At 34.8% G+C, this 21,243-nt stretch carries 17 protein-coding genes; 14 read left to right on the forward strand and 3 right to left on the reverse strand.

Translation table 11 applies throughout. The features are described from left to right. The first annotated feature begins 172 nt into the window (after nucleotides 1-172). Complete coding sequence (locus B9N53_RS08965) at nucleotides 173-6,016, forward strand: cell wall-binding repeat-containing protein (protein ID WP_094204613.1); 5,844 nt, start codon at nucleotides 173-175, stop codon at nucleotides 6,014-6,016. A 97-nt stretch (nucleotides 6,017-6,113) separates the two neighbouring features. After that, on the forward strand, nucleotides 6,114-7,289 hold the full coding sequence (locus tag B9N53_RS08970) for an MSCRAMM family protein (protein ID WP_094204614.1): 1,176 nt from the start codon (nucleotides 6,114-6,116) through the stop codon (nucleotides 7,287-7,289). 62 nt (nucleotides 7,290-7,351) lie between these two features. On the opposite strand, the gene B9N53_RS08975 is transcribed toward B9N53_RS08970, so the two are convergent. Continuing rightward, a complete protein-coding gene (locus tag B9N53_RS08975; protein ID WP_094204615.1) occupies nucleotides 7,352-7,750 on the reverse strand; it encodes a DUF3139 domain-containing protein in 399 nt (132 codons plus the stop codon). 58 nt (nucleotides 7,751-7,808) lie between these two features. On the opposite strand from B9N53_RS08975, the gene B9N53_RS08980 reads away from it, so the two are divergent. Further along, a complete protein-coding gene (locus B9N53_RS08980) occupies nucleotides 7,809-8,519 on the forward strand; it encodes a hypothetical protein (RefSeq protein WP_094204616.1) in 711 nt (236 codons plus the stop codon). A gap of 44 nt (nucleotides 8,520-8,563) precedes the next feature. On the opposite strand, the gene B9N53_RS08985 is transcribed toward B9N53_RS08980, so the two are convergent. Both B9N53_RS08985 and B9N53_RS08990 read right to left on the reverse strand, forming a co-directional pair. Then, nucleotides 8,564-9,016, reverse strand: coding sequence for a COG2426 family protein (locus tag B9N53_RS08985; RefSeq protein WP_002840630.1), 453 nt, complete (start codon nucleotides 9,014-9,016; stop codon nucleotides 8,564-8,566). Nucleotides 9,017-9,024: 8 nt separating this feature from the next. After that, nucleotides 9,025-9,675 (reverse strand): HAD family hydrolase, encoded by a 651-nt coding sequence (locus B9N53_RS08990; RefSeq protein ID WP_094204617.1) that lies wholly within the window; start codon nucleotides 9,673-9,675, stop codon nucleotides 9,025-9,027. Between the two features lie 161 nt (nucleotides 9,676-9,836). Here B9N53_RS08990 and B9N53_RS08995 point away from each other — a divergent pair, with 161 nt between their 5' ends. The 11 genes from B9N53_RS08995 (at nucleotide 9,837) to B9N53_RS09045 (ending at nucleotide 21,104) form a co-directional block, all read left to right on the forward strand. Further along, nucleotides 9,837-11,069, forward strand: a complete 1,233-nt coding sequence (locus tag B9N53_RS08995; RefSeq protein ID WP_094204618.1) for an aminopeptidase — start codon at nucleotides 9,837-9,839, stop codon at nucleotides 11,067-11,069. Next, complete coding sequence (gene pepF, locus B9N53_RS09000; RefSeq protein ID WP_094204619.1) at nucleotides 11,069-12,865, forward strand: oligoendopeptidase F; 1,797 nt, start codon at nucleotides 11,069-11,071, stop codon at nucleotides 12,863-12,865. The genes B9N53_RS08995 and pepF overlap by 1 nt, the downstream gene beginning before the upstream one ends. A 51-nt stretch (nucleotides 12,866-12,916) precedes the next feature. After that, nucleotides 12,917-13,801 carry an ABC transporter ATP-binding protein gene (locus B9N53_RS09005; protein WP_094204620.1) on the forward strand — a complete coding sequence of 295 codons (885 nt, stop codon included), beginning with the start codon at nucleotides 12,917-12,919 and terminating at the stop codon, nucleotides 13,799-13,801. Continuing rightward, nucleotides 13,794-14,546, forward strand: a complete 753-nt coding sequence (locus B9N53_RS09010; RefSeq protein ID WP_094204621.1) for an antibiotic ABC transporter permease — start codon at nucleotides 13,794-13,796, stop codon at nucleotides 14,544-14,546. Before B9N53_RS09005 ends, B9N53_RS09010 begins: the two co-directional genes overlap by 8 nt. Next, nucleotides 14,536-15,207, forward strand: a complete 672-nt coding sequence (locus B9N53_RS09015) for an antibiotic ABC transporter permease (RefSeq protein ID WP_094204622.1) — start codon at nucleotides 14,536-14,538, stop codon at nucleotides 15,205-15,207. Before B9N53_RS09010 ends, B9N53_RS09015 begins: the two co-directional genes overlap by 11 nt. Then, nucleotides 15,207-16,508, forward strand: a complete 1,302-nt coding sequence (locus B9N53_RS09020; protein ID WP_094204623.1) for an MFS transporter — start codon at nucleotides 15,207-15,209, stop codon at nucleotides 16,506-16,508. The genes B9N53_RS09015 and B9N53_RS09020 overlap by 1 nt, the downstream gene beginning before the upstream one ends. Nucleotides 16,509-16,564: 56 nt before the next feature. After that, nucleotides 16,565-16,924, forward strand: a complete 360-nt coding sequence (locus B9N53_RS09025) for a desulfoferrodoxin family protein (protein WP_002835885.1) — start codon at nucleotides 16,565-16,567, stop codon at nucleotides 16,922-16,924. A 147-nt stretch (nucleotides 16,925-17,071) separates the two neighbouring features. Further along, the gene (locus tag B9N53_RS09030) at nucleotides 17,072-18,784 is read left to right on the forward strand and encodes a DUF2207 family protein (RefSeq protein ID WP_094204624.1); all 1,713 of its coding nucleotides are present in this window, start codon (nucleotides 17,072-17,074) and stop codon (nucleotides 18,782-18,784) included. A 17-nt stretch (nucleotides 18,785-18,801) separates the two neighbouring features. Beyond that, nucleotides 18,802-19,344: a LemA family protein gene (locus B9N53_RS09035; protein ID WP_094204625.1), complete on the forward strand. Its 543-nt coding sequence runs from the start codon at nucleotides 18,802-18,804 to the stop codon at nucleotides 19,342-19,344. Nucleotides 19,345-19,467: 123 nt separating this feature from the next. Further along, a complete protein-coding gene (locus tag B9N53_RS09040) occupies nucleotides 19,468-20,376 on the forward strand; it encodes a radical SAM protein (protein WP_094204626.1) in 909 nt (302 codons plus the stop codon). Further along, entirely contained in the window at nucleotides 20,376-21,104 is a 729-nt protein-coding gene (locus B9N53_RS09045; RefSeq protein WP_094204627.1) for a biotin--[acetyl-CoA-carboxylase] ligase, read from the forward strand. The genes B9N53_RS09040 and B9N53_RS09045 overlap by 1 nt, the downstream gene beginning before the upstream one ends. The last annotated feature ends 139 nt before the right edge of the window (nucleotides 21,105-21,243 follow it).

The following is a 21,243-nucleotide window of genomic DNA, read 5'->3' on the forward strand; positions in this document are numbered from 1 at the left end:
TTGCGAAATGCGTGGATTATTATCTTTATTTTGATGAAAACGATAGAAGTATATTTATTAAATGCTAATTTCAAAATTAGTTTGACATTTACTATTTTGTTAAGTAAAATTATCTTATGAGCAAAAAGCAATTATTTTGCCGTTTTTGCGTATAAAAAAGTAGGAGGGAAATATGAAACCATATTCCAAAAAGTTTTTGGCTGGTGTGTTATTGTTTTCATTAGTATTGCCAAGTGCAACGACATTCGCAACTAATCAAACAGATAGCACTACATATGCTAAACTTCAAGAACAAGGCGTAAAGGCAGACCAAGAAGTCAAAGTTATCGTAGAAACTAGTGACAAGGCTGCTATCGAAAGAGAACCAAACGTAAAGAGTGCGAGATTCTCAAAAGCCGTGAAGGCATCTGAAGCAGAAGTAAAGAAAACTTCAGAAAACATCAAAACTAAACTTAACAAAGAAAACGTTAAAGTTGACAAAGAAGATGAATTTTCTGCAGTTATCACAGGTTTCTCAGCAAAAGTTAAAGCAAAAGACATCGACAAATTGAGAAAACAACCAGGAGTTAAAAAGGTTACAACTCAAATGAAGGCTGAAAGACCAAAAGGAGGAGCATCTCCAAACTTGGCTTCAGCTCCAGGAATGATTAAGGCAGATACTTTATGGGATCAATACACTTTCTCAGGACAAGGAATGTTAATTAGTATTATAGATACTGGTGTCGATCCATCTCACAAAGACATGAAATTATCTCCTGATATCAAATCAAAATACAGTAGCGAAGACGAAGTAAACAAAGTTATTAGAGAAAATGGATTAAAAGGTAAATGGTACAACAGAAAAGTTCCTTATGGATACAACTACGCTGATGAATCAGAAGAAATCAGAGATTCTGGAATCGGTGGATACCACGGAATGCACGTAGCTGGTATAGTTGCTGCAAATGGTGATGCAGAAAATGAAGGAGTAAAGGGAGTAGCACCAAACGCACAATTATTAGCGATGAAGGTATTCAGCAACGATGCATTAGTATCTACAGTATACGAAGAAGTATGGTTGAAAGCGATTGACGATTCTGTAAAGCTTGGCGCAGACGTATTGAACATGAGTTTGGGAATGGGTTCAGGCTACAGTAGAGAAGGCGTGTCTCCTACTAACGAAGCATTCAATAAAGCAAAGAAAGCCGGAGTTGTATGCGCAGTTGCCATGGGTAATGACCGTGTTACAAACTGGGGTGGAGAAGGTAAGACTAACTTAGCTATTAACCCTGATTTTGGTACTACAGGACACCCTGCAGTTGCAGATCCATCTTATGCAGTAGCATCAATGGAAAACACAAAAATGAGAGGAAGAGTTGTAGAAGTTGAAGGAGAATCTGCAATCTCAGCAGGTACTGCAGAAGGCGAAAACGAAAAGACAACAACAGGAAAGCTACCTTATGTTTATGTTGGATTGGGAAATGATCAAAAGGAACATTACGATGGCAAAGTAGTTGAAGGTAAAATCGTCCTTGCGGAAAGAGGAGGAGCATCTTTTAATGAAAAAGCTCTATTAGCAAAAGAAAATGGTGCAAAAGGTATCGTAATTTTTAACTCTGAAAATGGCAGTCAATTATCTTTCATGTCTGGAATGGAACTAACAGATTTTCCTTCTGTATTCATTAGTCATGATGACGGATTAAAATTAATAAATTTACAAAAAACAAAACCAAATCAACTAATCAACATCACTAAAGTACATTCTGTTAATAACCCAAAAGGTAGACAAATGAGTGAGTTCTCATCTTGGGGAATCACACCAGATTTGAGATTGAAACCAGACATCGCAGGTGTTGGTGGACAAATCTACTCAACAATTAACGATGACAAATACACTACAATGAGTGGTACTTCAATGGCAACTCCACAAGTTGCAGGTGCAAGTGCATTGGTAATGCAAAGATTGTACGATGCTGGTATGTTGAAGAGAACTGCTGATGGAAAACCAGACCCAATCCAAGAATACTTGACAGTTTTGGTAATGATGAATACAGCAACTCCTGTAAAAGACACAGAAGTAGATGAAGCTTCATTGTACACTCCAAAACAACAAGGTGCAGGTCTTGTTAACCTTGAAAATGTAGTTAAGACATACGCAACTGTTACAGCTACAGGTGGAAAAGATACAAAAGAAGACGGTAAATTAGAACTTGGAGAAGTTAAAGAACAATTTAATGCAACATTTAAATTGAAAAACTACTCTGACAAAGACATCACATTTACGCCAAAATACATCTCATTAAAAGATGAAGTAAAAGATGGAAGATACACAGAACATTCATCTGTAGCAGAAGAAAAAACTTTAACAGACGTTACAGTACCAGCAGGAAAAGAAGTAGAATACACTGCAACAATATCTACAAAAAATATTGACAAGAATCAATTTGCACAAGGATATGTAATGTTCGATTCAAAAACTAATCCTACACTTTCAGTTCCTTACACTGGATTTAAGGGAGATTGGTCAGAACCACAATTCTTGGATAACATGCCTGATTTCAGCGACAATGTAAACTACAAACCAATAGAATATCCTGATGGTGGAATCGATAAAGCTGGATTTATGAGAAGACAAGAAAAAGGTGGATGGAACTACTGGAATGCTTGGAATGTCGACGGCAAACCAACTGTATTCGTAAATTCACATAAACAAGAAGGAATGAATGTAGAAGTTGCACCAGTAATCACAATCATGAGAAACGCCCTTGATGTAAAATACGACATCTTAAATAAAGATGGCAAAGTATTGAGAAACTTATTCATCGACCCAATTCTTCTAAAAGTAAATGGATTGTACAAAGGTGGAGATAGTCAATACAACTTCGAATACGTTCCAGGTGGAGCTGCTTGGGACTTCAAAGACATGAATGACAAAAAAGTTGATGAAGGACAATACATCTATCAAATCACAGGTCATGTAGACTACAAAGATGCTAAGGAACAAAAATATCAATACAATATATTGTTAGATGACACAGCACCTAAATTAAGCTACAAATACGAACCAGACAAAGGAACTATAAAAGTAATTGCAAAAGATAACTTATCAGGTGTATTTAGTGTAGGATATGAAAACTTAAAAACTGGTGAATATCACGAACAAGAAGTTAGAAAAGATCCTCAATTTAAAGATATTGATATAGTAAGAGATTATTCTTATGAATTCAAAATAGCTGATGGATTTGACTTGGCTAACTTAAGCATTTACGCTTGGGATAACTCTAGAAATGTTGAAGGAATGGATATTGAAACTAAAGTTAAATCTTCTGATGTAGAAATTGCTCCAATCAAATTAATGGTTAATGACCCAGTTCCAACAGAAGAACAAGTTGAAAAACAAATCAGAGAAAAAGTAAAAGATATTCCTGAAAATGCAGAATTCAAGATTGTAAGAAATATTGAAAACACTAAAAAAGCTGGCGAATTTACGATTGTAGTTTCAGTTAAAAATGGCGAAGAACAAACTAATTACTCAATTCCAGTTATTGTTGAAGCAATCAAACCAATTGAATTAAAAGTTGGTGAAGATGTACCAGATGAAGATGGAATCAAAAAACACCTTGATTTCTTACCAGAAAATGCCGATATTTATATTATGGACGCAGATTTTGATAATAAAAAACCTGGTGAATACGAAATCAAAGTAAAGGTATATATTGGCGACAAGGAAATTTACTACACAATCCCTGTAATCGTAAAAGATGAAGAAAAACCAGATGATAAGCCAACACAACCAGAAGAAAAACCAGAAAAACCAGTTTACACAATGCCTGTAATCACAGTGGAAAACCCTGATTACTATGCAGCATTTGGTAAATACGAAGACAAAGAAAACCCAGAATCTTACAAGAAGATTCACGTACAAGGTAATGTTACTCATATCAATCAATTAGACAAGTTAACATTAACTATCACTAAAGATGGTAAACAAGTTGAAGGAACTGAAGTTCAAGGAATCAAAGTTGAAAAAGATAAAGATGGCAAATTCGTATTTGATCACGAATTAGACATCTCTGGATTAGAAGATGGATTTGTTTACGAATTGCAACTAAAAGTTATAGGACAAAATATCGAAGGACGTCCTCTTGAAGATACTATCATCAGAAGAATCAGAAAAGACTACGTTGCTCCAGAAATTAAATACACTGTAGAACACGAAGATGAAAAAGCTCCAATGGCTAAGATCAAAGTAAAAGGTCATGAAAACATGACTTATTTGGAAATGTATCTTAACAATTCAATGCTTTCAAGAATAGACAAAACTTGGGATGCCTTCGAACTTGAAGGAGGCGTTGACGGAGAATTCGAAATAGAAGTTCCATTGGAAATCGGCGAAAACACATTCCAAATCAAAGCATACGACGATGCAGGAAATGAAACAATCGAAGACGTTGTAATCAACAGAAAAGATCCTAACGTAAAAGATCCTGCTAATACAACAGACTTATTGAACAACTTATTAAAAGCACATTCAATAGTAGAAGTTCCTGAAAAATACGAAGTAACTGATGAACAATTAGCTGAACTTAACAAATTAGTCGAAGAAGCAAGAAAAGCTATTTCTGAACAACAACCACAAGACAAGGTTGATGAAATTAACGACAAATTAAAAGAAGTATTAGCTAACATCAAAGAAAAAGAAGCTAAGAAAGTTGATAAAACTAAACTTATCGGTCAAAAAGAAGATGCAGAAGAATTGTTGAAGAAGAAAGATGATTATAAACTTAACGAACAACAAGAAAAAGCATTGCAAGATTTGATCAAAAAAGCTGATGATTTAGCTAAGAAAGAAGACGCAACTCAACAAGAAGTTGACAAATTAGCTAAAGAAATCAAAGATGAAATAATTAAAATTAAAGAAGCTGGTAAGGAAGATCCAAAAGATCCAGAACAACCAGGTGACAAACCAGGTGAAAAACCAGGCGACAAACCAGGTGACAAACCAGGTGAAAAACCAGGCGACAAACCAGGCGAAAAACCAGGAGATAAGCCAGGCGAAAAACCAGGCGACAAACCAGGCGAAAAACCAGGCGACAAACCAGGAACAACACCAAGTCTACCTGGAACAGTAATACCAAGTGTACCTGGAACAACAACTCCAAGCACACCAGCTGAACAACCAAAAGCTACAACAAGAGTTGCAGGAGTTGACAGAATCAACACAGCAGTAGAAGTATCCAAGAAATACTACGAATCTGCTGACACAGTAATCGTAGCAAACTACGAAAAATTCGCAGACAGCTTATCAGCATCAGCATTATCGAAAGCATTAAAAGCACCAATCTTGTTAGTACAAAAAGATCAATTAGATTCAGTAGTAGCACAAGAAATCAAGAGATTAGGCGCTAAGAATGTAATCGTAATAGGTGGAAACCACTCAGTAGATAAAGCTAAAAACAGCCTAGCAAAATACAACGTACAAACAATAGCTGGATCTGACAGATACGAAACAAGTGCTAAGATTGCACAAGAAATCATCAAACGTACAGGAACAAAACAAGCAGTCATCGCAAGTGGTGAAACATTCGCTGACGCATTGACAGTGGCACCACTAGCAAACAAACACAACATGCCAATACTACTTGTACAACCAAACAACATACCAAAATCAACACAAGAAGTATTGAAACAAATCAACAAAGTAATAATCGTAGGAGGAGAAAAAACAATCTCCAAAGAAGTAGAAAACAAACTACCAAACCCTACAAGAATTGCAGGAGCAAACCGTTACGAAACAGCAAAGAAAATCTACGAATACGACTTCAAAGACAGAAAAGAAGTTAACATCGCAAACGGAACAAACTTTGCAGACAGCTTAGTAATAGGCTCCATTGATTGCCCAATATTATTAACAGAAGCAAATGAAATTCCAGAAGCTACAAAAGAAGCTATCAAAGACTCAAAATTTGAAAAAGTTAATGTATTTGGTGGAGAAAACTCAATAAGTGAATCAGTTGTAAAAGAATTGATAAAATAGAGTAAGGAAAGTCGCACGATAATTCGTGCGACTTTTTTTGCCTAAAAATAGCAAATAGCACATCCTTTGTGATATATTATTAAATAGGAGAAGTGTTATGAGAATTTTGAAGAAAATACTATTCGTTCTAGTGGTGATAGTTATGATACCGCAAATTGCCACTGCATCGGAAATAGATAAAATAGACAATATAATCAATCCAAATAGAGAACAAAATGATAGTGTCAGCAAGAAAATAATGCAAAATTTCAAGGCGAATTTGTCATTTGCAGTAAAACAAGCGCTCGATGAAGACAATGCGACATTCAAGATTACGGTCTTGGACAAAAAAAGCAATCCAATACCAAAAGTGGAACTCATCGTTACGGATGTTGAGACGGGAAAATCGCGTGAGAACCAAACCAACGAAAAAGGAGAAATCCAATTTCGAGGACTTGCTCCGACTGAACACACGATAAAAGTAGTGTCTGCTCCGTCTGGATATTTCTTCGACGAAGATGTAATCACACTAGAAAACAACGTCGTAAACACCAAGACTATATTTGGCAAGACAAAAGAAGACAAGGACAAAACATACAAAGTAACTTACAGAATTACAGACAAATACGGGATTGCCTTAAAAGAAATCGACGTCAGATTACAGTCCAGAGATAAAAAGTACATCGCAAAAACAGACGTGTTCGGCTATGCGCATTTTGAAGTGGAAGATAGTGGCAAATACGAAGTTTACGTGGATAAAATGAGCGAATATTTTGAAGAACACGACAACTTCAAGATAGATGACATCGAAATCAATCCGAATTCCGAAGAATCCATCTACAGCTCACAAATAAACGAACAAATCAAAAAAGAATTCGAGTCGGCTTTGATAATCAACGTGAAAAAAGGCGACAAACCAGCTAAGAAAATCCTCGTTTCATTGAAAGACAGAAGAAAAGAAATGTATGTGCATCAATACACAAATGAAGAGGGAAAAGTCGTGTTCGACAATTTATTTCCTGGAAATTACGTGCTTACGGTGAACAATGAAGATAGATTGACAGAAAATGGAGTCGGCGCAGTTCATTTGATAGAAGGACAAGTTCGTGAGTTCGATGTAGTATTGTCGCAATCTGATTTATCCAAGAAATCGCTCGTAGTAGAAAAGAAAGAACCGCAAGATGAAAAACTCCCAGAATCAGGCAGCAAAGACGAAAGAATGATGATTTTATTCTCGTTGGGAATAATAGTGTTGGCGTATTTGTATTTGAATAAACAAAAAGATGCGAATTAAAAATTACCTAGAAAAAAGTGAACCACAAAATTTTGGTGGTTCACTTCAAATCTAGGTAATTTTTATTTATTATTTGGTAATTTATCCTCCCAATCAAAAGGCAAAGGAGGATATTTGAATTTTTTTCTTTCATTTACATCTAATGACTTATATTTGCCATTTAAGTTGTATTCTATTGAATACACCATGATTTCTTTATAATGAGTATAAATATAGTTAATTGAGTATCCTTCAGGATCTTTTAATTTAACTTTGTAATCATAAGAACCATCCAGATAGTTTTTAAAAGATGTTATCTCTTTTATGTTATTTTTTTTTATCCCTTGAACTTCCATGTATTTGTACAACTTTTCGTATCCATAATGTCTTTGAACAGGAACAGCTATAATCCATTTTATAGCTACAAAAACTACAAAACATATTAGTAGTATTTTGAATATTGAAAACTTTTTCTTTTTCATTGTTTTATTATCCTTTCTATGATATTATTATACTATAAAATACAAAGGAGGCAAAGGTATGAAAAGATTTTTTTCTATTATTTTATTGTTAACGTTTCTATTTATGGGTAATACATCATTTGCTTATGATGAAAGCAGATTGCCAACTAGAGAAGACTATAATAAGCTTGTAGAAGAAGGAGTATTAGGAGAATCGGTAACTTATGAACAATTTTACGAGTTACAAAAAGAATCTTTAGAATTAGAAGAACAACTAGGAGATGATTGGGAAAAGATAACGATTACAAGAGCGGATGCAAGCTCGTACAGAATACTAGGAGGAGATATTTTTGTTACAAATGGAACTATTAGCTCTGGCTTGATTGGTCATGCAGGAATAGCTATAAATTCCGAAGAAATACTTAGCACTAAAATTGGCCAAAATCCAAGCACAAAAAGCTTACAATATTGGATAAAATACTATGTAAAGCCAGATGATAAAGTATGGTTAAATGTGTATAGGTATAAATATAGCACTGATGCACTTGATGCAGCTAGATGGGCAGAAAGAACTTATAAAGGAAAAAGCATTCCTTATCATATAAATGGTAATTTTTCAACCACTTCTTATACTTATTGCTCAAAAATAGTGTGGCAAGCATATAGATATGGTATTCCAAAAACAGATATTGGATATCCACCAAATACAGCTGGTTTTTATGCGCCAATATCACCATTAAAATTGTCACATTATATAAATCCAACATCATTAGCAAAGGCTTATAGATAAATTAATCTAAAAAAAGACCTTCACAGGTCTTTTTTGATTGCCAATTATTTAATCACATTCAACACTCCCATTGTTGAAAGCATCACGATAGTTCCAGCTGTGATGACTCCAAGTGTTATAGGAAGCATGCTTTTTTTAGGACTCAATCCCAAAAATGATGCCACCAATGCGCCAGTCCAAGCGCCTGTTCCTGGAAGTGGGATCGCCACCAAAATATACAGCCCAAGTCTTCCGTATTTGTCGATAGTCTTGCTTTTTTCTTGTGCTTTTTTGTTGATCCAATCCACAAATGGCTTGAAAGTGTCGATAGTATCCAACCATTGCAATACTTTTTGTGTCAACAAAATCAAAAATGGTATCGGCAAGATGTTGCCAATCACAGACAAGAAGAACGCCAATGCCGGGTTGATATTATTTGCAAGTGCGTAAATCATCGACCCTCTGATTTCCAAAACGGGAAGCATGGACAATATGAACATGTAAATTATTTTATTCATTCCATCTCCTATTTAAACAAATCGTAGTCCAAATCATCGTACGATTCGATGTATTGTTCCACTTTTTCATCAATCACATCGTAATCATTAACTGTCGATTCGTCCGTAATTCCCACGATTTTAAATCCCATTTTGTCCACAGTGTCGATGCAGTAAAGCGCATCTTCAAACACAATCGTGTCATCCACACTAGAGCCCAATTTTTCCAAAGCACTATTCCAATATTCGTTTTCGTATTTGTGGTATCCCACCGATTTACAAGTTTGCACGAACTCAAAATAATCCAATATCCCTTGTTTTTCAAGAGCAGGAATAGCCAATTGGTCTTCTGTGGCTGTTGCAACACACATTTTAATTCCCATTGATTTTAGCTTTTCGAGCATATCCAAAACGCCCGGTTTCAAATCAAATTCGTTCATATATCCGTTTCTGATTGTGTAATATATAAAGTTCAAACCATCGTCTGTGGTTTTTTTGATATCAAAAGTTTCGTGAATGTAATCAATAGATGTCAAAAGTGTTTTGGTTTTGATTGTCCTGATAAAATCATCGTCAGGTTTTATTCCCAAATTTTCAATGTAATCTAAGATAACTCTGTTCCATTTGTACATGGAGTCGATCAAAGTTCCATCCATATCAAAAATTGCGTATTTAATCATAAATTCATCCTTTCATTTATATTTAGATTTTAGTATATGGGGTATGTAAAGTCAATCAAAATCTAGGATTTTTACGTATTTTACAAATATTTTATTTTTATAAAATTGAAAAAATATCGGGAAAACCATATAATATTATTAGTGATATAAGGAGGAATAATATGGAAAATTTTGACAAAAAACTAAACAATTACGCAAGACTAATTATCGAAAAAGGTATCAATGCAAACGATAGACCGATTGTAATTCGTTGTGCAGTTGAGAGAGCTGATTTTGCAAGACTTTTGGTAAAATACGCTTACGAAAGAGGCTGCAGCGAAGTTATTATGGAATGGAATGACGATGAAATCAACAGAATGTACTACGAAAACGCATCAGAAGAAGCTTTGAAGGACTTCCCAGATTTTATCGTTGAAAAATCCAAATACTATTTTGAAAAAAAGGCAGGGGTGATTTCTGTATCTTGCCAAGATCCTGAAAACTTGAAGGGAGTGGATGCCGACAGAGTTCAAATGAGATCCAAGGTTTCTGCTGAAAAGATGAAGCCAATTCAAAAATACACAATGAATGACATCAACAGCTGGTGTGTTGTCGCAGCTCCAAGTGTTGGCTGGGCGAAAAGAGTGTTCCCAGAACTTTCAGAAAAAGAAGCTGTAGAAAAATTGTGGGATCAAATCTTCAAAGCAACTCGTTCTGATACAGAAGATCCTATCAAAGCGTGGGATGAACATTTGGACACAATGAACAAACACGCAGAATTTATGAATAAGCACCAATTTGTGAAGCTTCACTACACAAACTCATTGGGAACTGATTTGACAATCGAACTTCCAAAAGGACACGTGTGGATAGCTGCACAATCAACGGACAATTACGGAAATGATTTTGTGCCAAACATTCCAACAGAAGAAGTGTTCACAGCACCTCACAAAGACAAGGTAAACGGCGTTGTTTACAGCACTAAGCCTTTGAACTACGGTGGAAACACAATCGACAAGATGAGATTTGAATTTAAGGATGGAAAAGTTGTGGACTTTGATGCAGAAGTTGGCAAGGAAACTTTGAAGAATATGTTCGACACTGACGAAAATGGAAAATACTTGGGAGAAGTGGCACTTGTTCCTTACGAATCACCAATTTCCAAATCAAACGTCACATTCATCAAAACATTGTTCGACGAAAACGCATCTTGTCACCTTGCATTCGGCCAAGCTTATCCAACTTGCGTAGAAGGCGGAGTGGACATGAATGAAGACGAATTGAAGGAAAATGGAATCAACGATTCATTGATTCACGTGGATTTCATGGTTGGTTCAGAAGATATGAGAATCGTTGGAACTACAGCTGACGGCAAAGAAGTAGAAGTATTCAAGGAAGGGAACTGGGCAATCTAATGGATATACTAAAATACTGCAAAAGAGAAGAGGCAGACCCACAATACATGTGGGATTTGTCTGCATTGTATAAAACAGGAGAAGAATTCGAAAAAGCAGTGAAGACAATAGATTTGATGGCAGATGATTTCAAGAAAAATTACGAAAACAAACTCAAATCAGCAGACATCATAAAAAACGCAATGGACGATTACAGAGATATTGTGGCTAACATCGACCGCATCGCACACTACGCATCACTTGATGTAGAAGCAGATGGCCACAACGAAAAATCCCAAAAAAGAGCCATGGCGACATTCACAAAAATCGCAGACATCGAAAACAAAATGAGCTTTTTTGAAACAGAACTCGTACAAGTTGATGAACAAACACTCGAAGAAGTCAAAAACGACACCAACAACACAAGATACATCGACGATTTGTTGAAGAAAAAAGAACACATCTTATCCAAGGAAGTGGAAAATGCGATAAGCAAATTCTCACAAACATTCAGCTCATTCTACGAAATCTACAACACAACTAAAATTCACGACATCACATTTCCTGATTTCGAAGTAAATGGCAAAAAATACGAAATGACTTACAATTTGTTCGAAGGAGTCTACGACAACGACCCTGACACAGATTTGAGAAGAAAATCATACGAAGTGTTCTACAATGAACTTGCAAAATATAAAAACACAACAGCGATGATTTATCTATCACATTGCCAAGCAGAAAAGGCAGAAAGTGAACTAAGAGGATACGATTCAGTGATAGATTTCTTGTTAGACAGACAAAACATTTCTCGTGAATTGTACGACAGACAACTAGATGTAATCATGCAAGAACTTCCTAAACACATGAGAAAATACGCCCAAATCATCAAAAAAGAATACGATTTGGACAAAGTTACATTCATGGACTTGAAGCTAGATATGGAAAACTCATTCTCCAAAAACATTTCAGTAGAAGATGCAAGGAATTTGGTCAAAGACGGACTTTCAATTCTAGGTGAAGATTATTCAAAAATGCTAGATTGTGCATTTGACGAAAAATGGATTGATTTTGTAAACACATTTGGAAAATCAACAGGAGCATTCTGCGCATCTCCATTCTTGGCACATCCTTATGTGTTGATATCTTGGACTGGCAAACTAACAGAAGCTATCGTATTGTCACACGAATTGGGACATGCAGGACAATCCTACATCTCACAAAAAACACAAAACGTGTTGGACAACGACCCATCAATGTACTTCGTGGAATCACCATCCACAACAAACGAACTCATCATGAGCAGATACTTGCTAGAAAAAGCAACAACTGACCAAGAAAGAAGATATTTGTGTGGACAAATAATCTCCAGAACCTACTTCCACAACTTCGTCACACACTTTATCGAAGGATACTACCAAAGAGAAGTATACAAACTAATCGATAAGAAAGAAGGATTCACAGCAGATGATTTGTCAAGAATCTTCAAAGAAACACTACAAAAATTCTGGGGAGAAGACGTTGAAATCAACGAAGGATCAGAATTGACATGGATGAGACAACCTCACTACTACATGGGATTGTATCCATACACTTACTCCGCAGGACTAACAATCGGAACACAAGTATCCAAAATGATTGTAGAAGAAGGAAAACCAGCAGCAGACAGATGGCTTAAAGCATTGGCATTAGGCTCCACAGAAGATTCTGTCGGAATCGCAAAAGCTGCAGGAGTAGACATCACAACAGATAAACCACTCAAAGACACCATAGAATACATCGGTAAAGTAATCGATGACATCGAAAAATACGACAAATAATATAAAATTGGCACCGTTTTGGTGCCAATTTACATAGATAAGAGGCAACAAATGTATATACAATTTAATAATATTAAAAAATCATTCGACGGAAATACTGTACTTGACGTTGAGAATTTACAAATAGAAAAGGGCGAAATAGTTTCAATTATCGGGAAAAACGGATCCGGTAAAAGCACATTAATTAAGATTTTGTGTGGATTATTGTACCAAGATCAAGGAGAATGCAGAGTTGATAATATATCCAACAAAAACTCTAAAATCAGAGAACACACCAAACTTGTGCTTGAAAGTGGTGGAGGATATTACGATTATTTAACAGCCACTGAAAACATCATGTATTTTCTCGGACTAAACCACGTCAATTACAATGAAAATGAAGTGCATAATTTGATGAACAAACTCGATTTTACAGAATTCAAGGACAAAAAAGTATCAGAATTATCGCAAGGAAATCGTCAAAAACTTTCACTAATAGTCACACTTCTAACCAATCCCGACATAATTTGCCTAGATGAACCTACAAATGGATTGGACATCAATAGCATGAATATTTTGTTGAATTTCCTACACAAAATAGCAGTTGAAGACCAAAAGACAGTCATCTTCACAAGTCACGACCTATCATTTATGAAAAACATCAACTCCAGATTAATTCTAATAAATGAAGGGAAAATCGTACTGGATAAACCATCCAAACAGTTGTTTGATTCAAAAGACTTACAAAAAGACATTATTGAAATAGAAAACACCAACAGAAATCTACTAGATAATTTGAAGAAAACGAAATACGAATTTACCGATAATTCAATTATATTGTCAGTTTACGACGAAGCTGAGAAGGAATTTCTACTGAAAAACTGTGACATTATAAGTATGAGAAAAGAATCTTTGACGGCAGAAGATGTGTACTTCAGGGTGATTTCAAATGTTTAATAAATTGTTATTGGAATTTAACAGAGATTTCTCAGAAATCAAAAAATATAAATTCAACGTCATATTTGCAAACATCGCAGTGCTTTTGATGTCACTTTTCATCATAGATGGACTGTTTGTAAAAGAAAAAGAAATCGTGTTTTTGATGATGATATTGTGGTATTATGCGACTTATGCGATTGAATCACCAACGTTTTTGATACAAAACGAAATAACAGACAGAACACTGATATCAATTGTCCAATCAAAAACAGGGATACTATCAGTTGTTTTGTACAGAAATTTAGTGGAATTTTTGATGAATACGATAAAAGTAATAGTGATATTCACACTGATATTTGTATCAGTAAACTTTGATTATTCGAAATTCAACCACATTCCTATAATAATTTTGGTGATGGTTGTGTCTGTGTTCATACTTTATCAACTGGGAACATTCTTATCAAGTTTCACACTACTTTACAAAAGGTTGGGAAGTTTTGTCGCCTTGGCAGAAACTTATATGTTGTTTTTCGGAGATATTACCGTAAAAGTCAACAACAAAGCACTTGTACTTATCAACAAAATATTGTTCCCATTTAACAATGCTCGTGAAATCTTTACACAATTACAACTGAATAATGTGAGATATGATTTGATAATACAGCTTTTGATACAAGCTGTTGTATTGTCCGTTTTGGTCAAAATTTCATACGATAAAAACATTCAAACAAGCATGAAAAGAGGTAATTTGTATGGGATATAAATACGGAGAATTACGAAAATACATCGATGAAAACAAAAACTATAAAATCGAATATTTCTCAAAGCTAATATCGGATATTATCATGCTTGCGGGCGTTTCATTTATGCTAAAATCAACGGATAATTGGAACAACGAATCGTTCACGTATTTTTTGATATGGTATTTGTTACAAACAGTGTTATTTGAACTCGTCAAATCAATAGAATTTGAAATCAAAAGCGACGGGCTGATTAATATGATTTCATCTAGAACCAGCATCACTATGATTTATTTCAAAAGAAGCATCGTTTGGTTAGTAAAAGCGGTGATTTTGTTTGCGATTGTAATATTTTTATCGGGAAATGGATTGAATGGGATAATACAATTCAAGCCTAATTTAATACTAGCGATAATCTTTTCATTAATTCTAATGTATGGTGTGTTCTTCTTATTCATGGCACTTACATTAATTTACGAACGTGTAGCATCATTTACTGGATTTATCACAACAGCGTTTTTGATATTTGGCTATAAACTCACAATAACACAAGAAATCAGAAAAATAATTGTGGGAAATCAAGCAGATATGAAGAAAATTGTGTTGAATTTGATACTTTTATATGCTGTGGCGTATCATTTTATGAAAAAAGCAAGAATGAAATTACAGTATAGGGGATTCTAATGAACGAAAAATTTAAAAAATTTATGGTGGTATGGTTTGGGCAATTTGTGTCTATGCTTGGGTCGGGGATTTCATCATTTGGATTATCGTTGTGGATTTTCATGATGACAAAAAGCGCCACGACTTTTGCGATGACGTTTTTAGTTCAAATTTTACCGGGAATTATATTTGCGCCATTTGCAGGATCAATGGCAGACAGAAAACAACGAAAACATATTATAGTGGTAACAGATTCTCTGGATGCAGTACTTAAAGTAATACTTATGATTTTGCTTGTAACAAATCACATGAAGGTATGGATGGTGTATCCATTGACTTTCTTGTCGCAAACTTTAGGAACATTTCAAAATCCTGCATTCAACGCAACGATTCCACTTTTGGTTGAGAAGAAGGACATTCCAAGAGCGAATGGGTTTATGCAACTTATCAGAGCAATTCAAAATATGCTTGCTCCGTTGATTGCAGGTGCGTTATTTCCATTTATAGGATTGACGGGATTGTTTGCAATTGATTTTGTAACTTTCTTCGTGGCTATTTTGACGATTTTACCACAAAAAATCGAGCAAGAAATAGAAGAAGTTAAGGAATCTAATTTTACCAAGACAATTGTTAGTGATTTGAAAATAGCTTTTGAAGTGTTAAAACAAAAGCAAGGATTTATACAAATAATAGTCGTGTTTTCAATTTTGAATTTTGTGGCTAATATTGCAATGGTATTGGTTGGTCCGTTGGTAATGAGTAATTATGACACAAAAATTTACGGACTTGTGAATTCTGTGTCGGGAATTGCAATGGTGTTAGGTGGAGTAATTTCTGGTGCAATTCCAAGCGAAAAAAACAAGGTAAGATCGATTTTCCTTAGTTTAATAATTTGTTCAATTGGATTGATAGTAATGGGGATAAATTACAGCTGGATTGTTATTGCTGTGGGATTTTTCTTGTTTATGATTCCTACTCCTTATGCGAATGGAACTTTCGGTTCACTGATGCAATTGAAAATAGAGACTAAAATGCTTGGAAGAGTGGGCTCACTGGTAGATTGTCTAATGAAGATTATCACACCTATAGCGATTATTTTGGCTGGATTTTTGGCGGATAATGTGTTCAATCCACTTTTAGTAAAGGGAGGCAAATTGTCTGACACTTTCATAGCAAAAATAATTGGAGTTGGAAATGGCAGAGGAATTGGGCTGTTATTTGTGATTTGTGGAACAATTTTATTAATCATTTGTGTGATGATGCTTTTGAATAAAAATATTAACCGACTTGAAGAACTAAACCCAGATGTAATTAATGATTAGTTTAGTGTATTTGGGGTATAAATACTTTGTAAGAAATTTTATAGGGGGTAATATTAATGGCTAAATTAACAGAAACAGTTCAATCTGGAGATTGGAAAGCAGAAAAACACGTTCCAGTTATTCATATTGATAAAAAAGACGACGGATTCAAAGTATGCGCAATTGTAGGTGAAGAAATCGAACACCCAAACACTTTCGAACACCACATTGCATGGATTAAAGTATTCTTCCAACCAGAAGGAGAAAAATTCCCAGTAGAAGTAGCTTCTTACCAAGCAGCAGCTCACGGCGAAGGCGAAGTATTCACTAAACCACACGCTCACGCTTATGTAAAATCTACAAAACCAGGTAAGGTATTTGCATTAAGTTATTGCAATATCCACGGTTTATGGGAAAGCGCAGAAGAAGTAAAATAGTTTGATATAATGAGAGCTCTTAGTGGAGCTCTTTTTTTGTGTAAACTTTGATAATACGATTTATTGAGTATTAAGTAAATTTTACAAGTTTTTTATATAACTTTTGAATATTTGGGTAATTATATAATAATAAAGAGGAGGTGTTAGATGAAGAGATTAAGGTTAAGGGGAATTTTAATAATTGCGTTTCTTATAATGCTTGTGACTTCTAAGGTTTCTCTTGCTGATTCTATAGATTCTATCGATACTAATGCTGTGATAGAAAAGGATGGTTCTATTTCTATTACGCAGGTGTGGAAGGCAAATCCAGATTCTGGTACGGAATTTTTTATTCCTATGCAAAATCTAAATCATATGCAGATTGAGGATTTTACGGTTTCCGATGAAAAGGGTCCGTATGGACGTATGAATCCGTGGAATGTGGATTCGAATTTTAGCGAAAAAGCTAGAAAATACGGGATAAATCAGACGTCAGATGGTATTGAATTATGCTTTGGTAAGACTGAGTTTAAGGATAAGACTTACACGATTCGTTATAAATTTAAAAATGCTGTGACATCTTTTAATGATTATGATGGTTTTAATATAAGATTTGTAAATGATCAGATGGATCCTTCGCCTGATAAGGTTAGTTTGAAGATTAGCCTATATGATGGGAAATTAAACAAGGATAATGCTAAGGTGTGGGGATTTGGTTATGATGGTAATGTCAATTTAGAAAATGGCAAGATTGTTGCCAAAGCAAAAAAATTTGATTCATCTAACTATATGAACATTATGTTATCCTTGAATAAGGGAATTATTAGCCCAAATCATACTTCGAACAAGAGCATTGATACTTTGGTTAATAAGGCTTTTGAAGGGTCTGATTATTCGTATGATGATTACAAGAACGGTGGAGTTTACGATAAAGGCGGAACTCCTACAAGCATTATTGATAAAATTTTTGGTGTATTTACTGCTGTAATGGGCGTAATTGGTGTATCTTTAGGAATATTTGCGATAGTTAATCCAAATAGGAACAAGAATATCAAAAATGTCGGCAAAGTTGATAGAAAAAACCCACAATATCACAGGGAGATTCCTTTTGAAAAGAATTTAATGGCAAATTTTTATGCATATAATGGAAAAGAAAATATGGTTGAAAATATTTTGTCTGCAACGCTTTTGGTGTGGTTAAGAGATGGCAATATTGATTTTACAACTTCACATGAAAAGTCAGCCATATTACGCAGAGATATCGAAAAATATAATATACAGATTCTCAAAGAACCTGAGTTCAATAGCGATTACGAACAATTGTTATTTTCAAGTTTACAAGAAGCATCAGGAGATGACGTGACTCTGACTGAAAAAGAATATAAGGATTTTCTGAAGGATGACGAAGAGTTTTTGGAAAATATTATTAAATCTATTGAAAAAGATGGAAATAAGTTTTTATTAGATAATGAATATATTGAAAATTCACGCGGAATGTTCAGAAAATATTCATACACTCAAAAAGGACTTAAGGAGGCAGCGTTAATTCCTGCTTTTGAGAGATTTTTAAAAGATTTTACTCTGATTAATGAGCGTGAACCGTTAGAAGTAGCGTTATGGGATGAGGTTTTAATAGGAGCGACGTTGTTTGGAAAGGGCGAAGAGACTTTGAGACAGTTCAAAAAGTTTTATCCAGATTACACGTTCGGAAGTTTCGATAGAGATATTTACACAAGTTATTGGTATCTAAACCACTTTTCAAATAACACTTACAGTAGTGCAATTGCAAACTCACAATCAAGTGCTGGATATGGTGGTGGAGCATCAATTGGCGGCGGTGGCGGATTCTCAGGCGGCGGATCTGGCGGCGGCGGAAGATAAGTTTTAAGGAGGAAATTATGGTAACACTAGGAATATTGATTGCATTAGTTGTGATAATTGCTGTATATTTTATTGCAACTCAGAGAAGTCTTGTAATGGCTAAGGAAAATATCGCTAATGCTTTTTCACAAATCAAAGTAAGCCAACAATCAAGATTTGACGCTTTGACAGAACTTGCAAAGGCGACAAAAAGTTATTCTGAATACGAATATAAAACTTTGATGGAAGTTATATCTAAGAGACAATCATCAAACGATGTCAAAGGAATCGAAAATAATGAAGAAATCCTAAGAAATCTGTCGGGAAGAATTAACGCATTAGCAGAAAACTATCCTGATTTAAAGGCTTCAGAAACTTACAAGGAAACAATGCAAAGTATAAATAAATACGAAAACACAGTAAGAACATCGAGAATGGTATTTAATGACACTGTTACTATTTATAACAGAAAAGTTAAACAATTCCCAAGTTCTTTGGTGGCTTCAGTGTTAGGATACAGAGCTGAACAATATTTGGAAATGGACGATTCAAAATCAGATATGCCTAACTTGGAGTATTAGTTGAAAATTTGCCGGGCACTTAGTGTCCGGTTTTTTATTTGGTAAAATTAGATACACACAAATTCATATTGCAAACACATCTTGTGTTATAATACTTGTAAAATATCAAACAAAGGTGATTAAATGATTGACGGATTTTACGATAGATATATGTACACTCCGATGCCCGAAATGCACAATGAAATGATTCCCGTAACGGTTGGTTGTTCTTACGGCAAATGCATCTACTGTGATTTGAATGTTGGAAAAAGGTTCAAGGTTTTTGACATTGAAGATGTGAAAAAATATATACGAGATAGGAAAATTTTTTATGAGGACAAGAGGTTTACTCCGAAAAAGTTCACGCTTTTGGAGGGTAACGCCTTGTGTTTGAATAATGATTATTTGACGGAGATTTTGAAAGAAATCAGAAAGAATTTTCCAAATATGAAATACGTGTCGTGTTTTTCCAGAAGTGATGATATTCTCAGGAAAACTGATGAAGAATTGTTGGAGCTTAAAAATCTGGGGCTTGATCGTATTTGTGTGGGAATTGAGTCGGGAAGTGATTGGGTGCTTTCTTATCATAAAAAAGGTGTCACATCACAAGAACAATTGACGGCACTTCACAGACTCGATAATCTGGGAATAAAATATTCCACATACATTATGCTTGGTCTTGGTGGAGAAGCACATTCATGTGAACATATAATGAAGACTGCAGAGTTTCTGAACAAGGTGAATCCGTTTGAAATTGTTGTTGTGAATTTGGTTTTGTTCAAGAATGCAAAGCTTGTAGAAAACGTGAGAAATCACGATTTCAAAAGAGTGTCCATCAGACAGCAAATCATTGAGGAGATAATGCTTGTGGAAAATTTGAATATAAGATGCATCTACAATGGAACTCACAAGACTAAGGCAGTGGCTGTGACGTCTGTAATTCCAGATAAAAAGGATGAAATTATCGCTGTTTTGAAGCAAAGACTAGAAGATGACGACAAGGAAATGAACAAAAAAGAACGTAAAAAATGGGATAGATGGGATGAAGGTTAATGGATACGGAAAAAATCAAAGAACAAACTGGAATAAATAAGGTGATTTTTAAAAAGGAAGTCACTTCAACAAATGATGAAATTCTGAATGAAAAGCAAGACGATACGTTGATGATTGCATTTTCACAATCAAAAGGCAAGGGACGCTACGGAAGGAAATTCTTCTCGCCTGAAAATGGATTGTATTTTTCGTATTTAGTAAATGAAGAAATGACATTCCAACAATCGCAATTCATCACACCAATTATGGGAATTGCTGTAAGCTATGCAATTGACGAAATTTTTGGCGTGAATACGTCGATTAAATGGGTCAATGATATTCTACTTGACGGTAAGAAAATCTGCGGCATACTCACAGAATGCAAGGTGGAGAAAAATATCTGCCACGATATTGTGGTTGGTGTTGGAATTAACGTCTACAAATCTGATTTTCCAGAGGATATTAAAGATACGGCTGGATTTATTGAAGAGAAAAAAGACTCAGATAAAAGAGAAGAATTGGTAATAAAAATAATGCAGAATTTCCTAGAATTTTGGAGCGAGGATAGGGATAGTTTGGTTGAAAAATATCGAAAGAAAGCTACGTTCATTGGTAATGAAATCAAAGTACACAAAAACGGAGATTATATTCCAGCTACTGCAATGAATATCAATGACGATTTTAGCTTGAAAGTAAAATACAACGACGGAACAATTGAAGATTTAAATATAGGAGAGATTTTTTTATAAAATCTCTTTTTTTTGTACACTTAAGTGTGTTGAGCGAACGAAGTGAGCGAAATAAAAAACCACCTGCTATGCAGGTGGAAGACATTAGCTTTAGCTTCAAGCAAAATACAACCTCCTATGATAAAATAGTTACGCCTGA

It is taken from the genome of Finegoldia magna, from assembly GCF_002243175.1.
Taxonomy (GTDB): domain Bacteria; phylum Bacillota; class Clostridia; order Tissierellales; family Peptoniphilaceae; genus Finegoldia; species Finegoldia magna_J.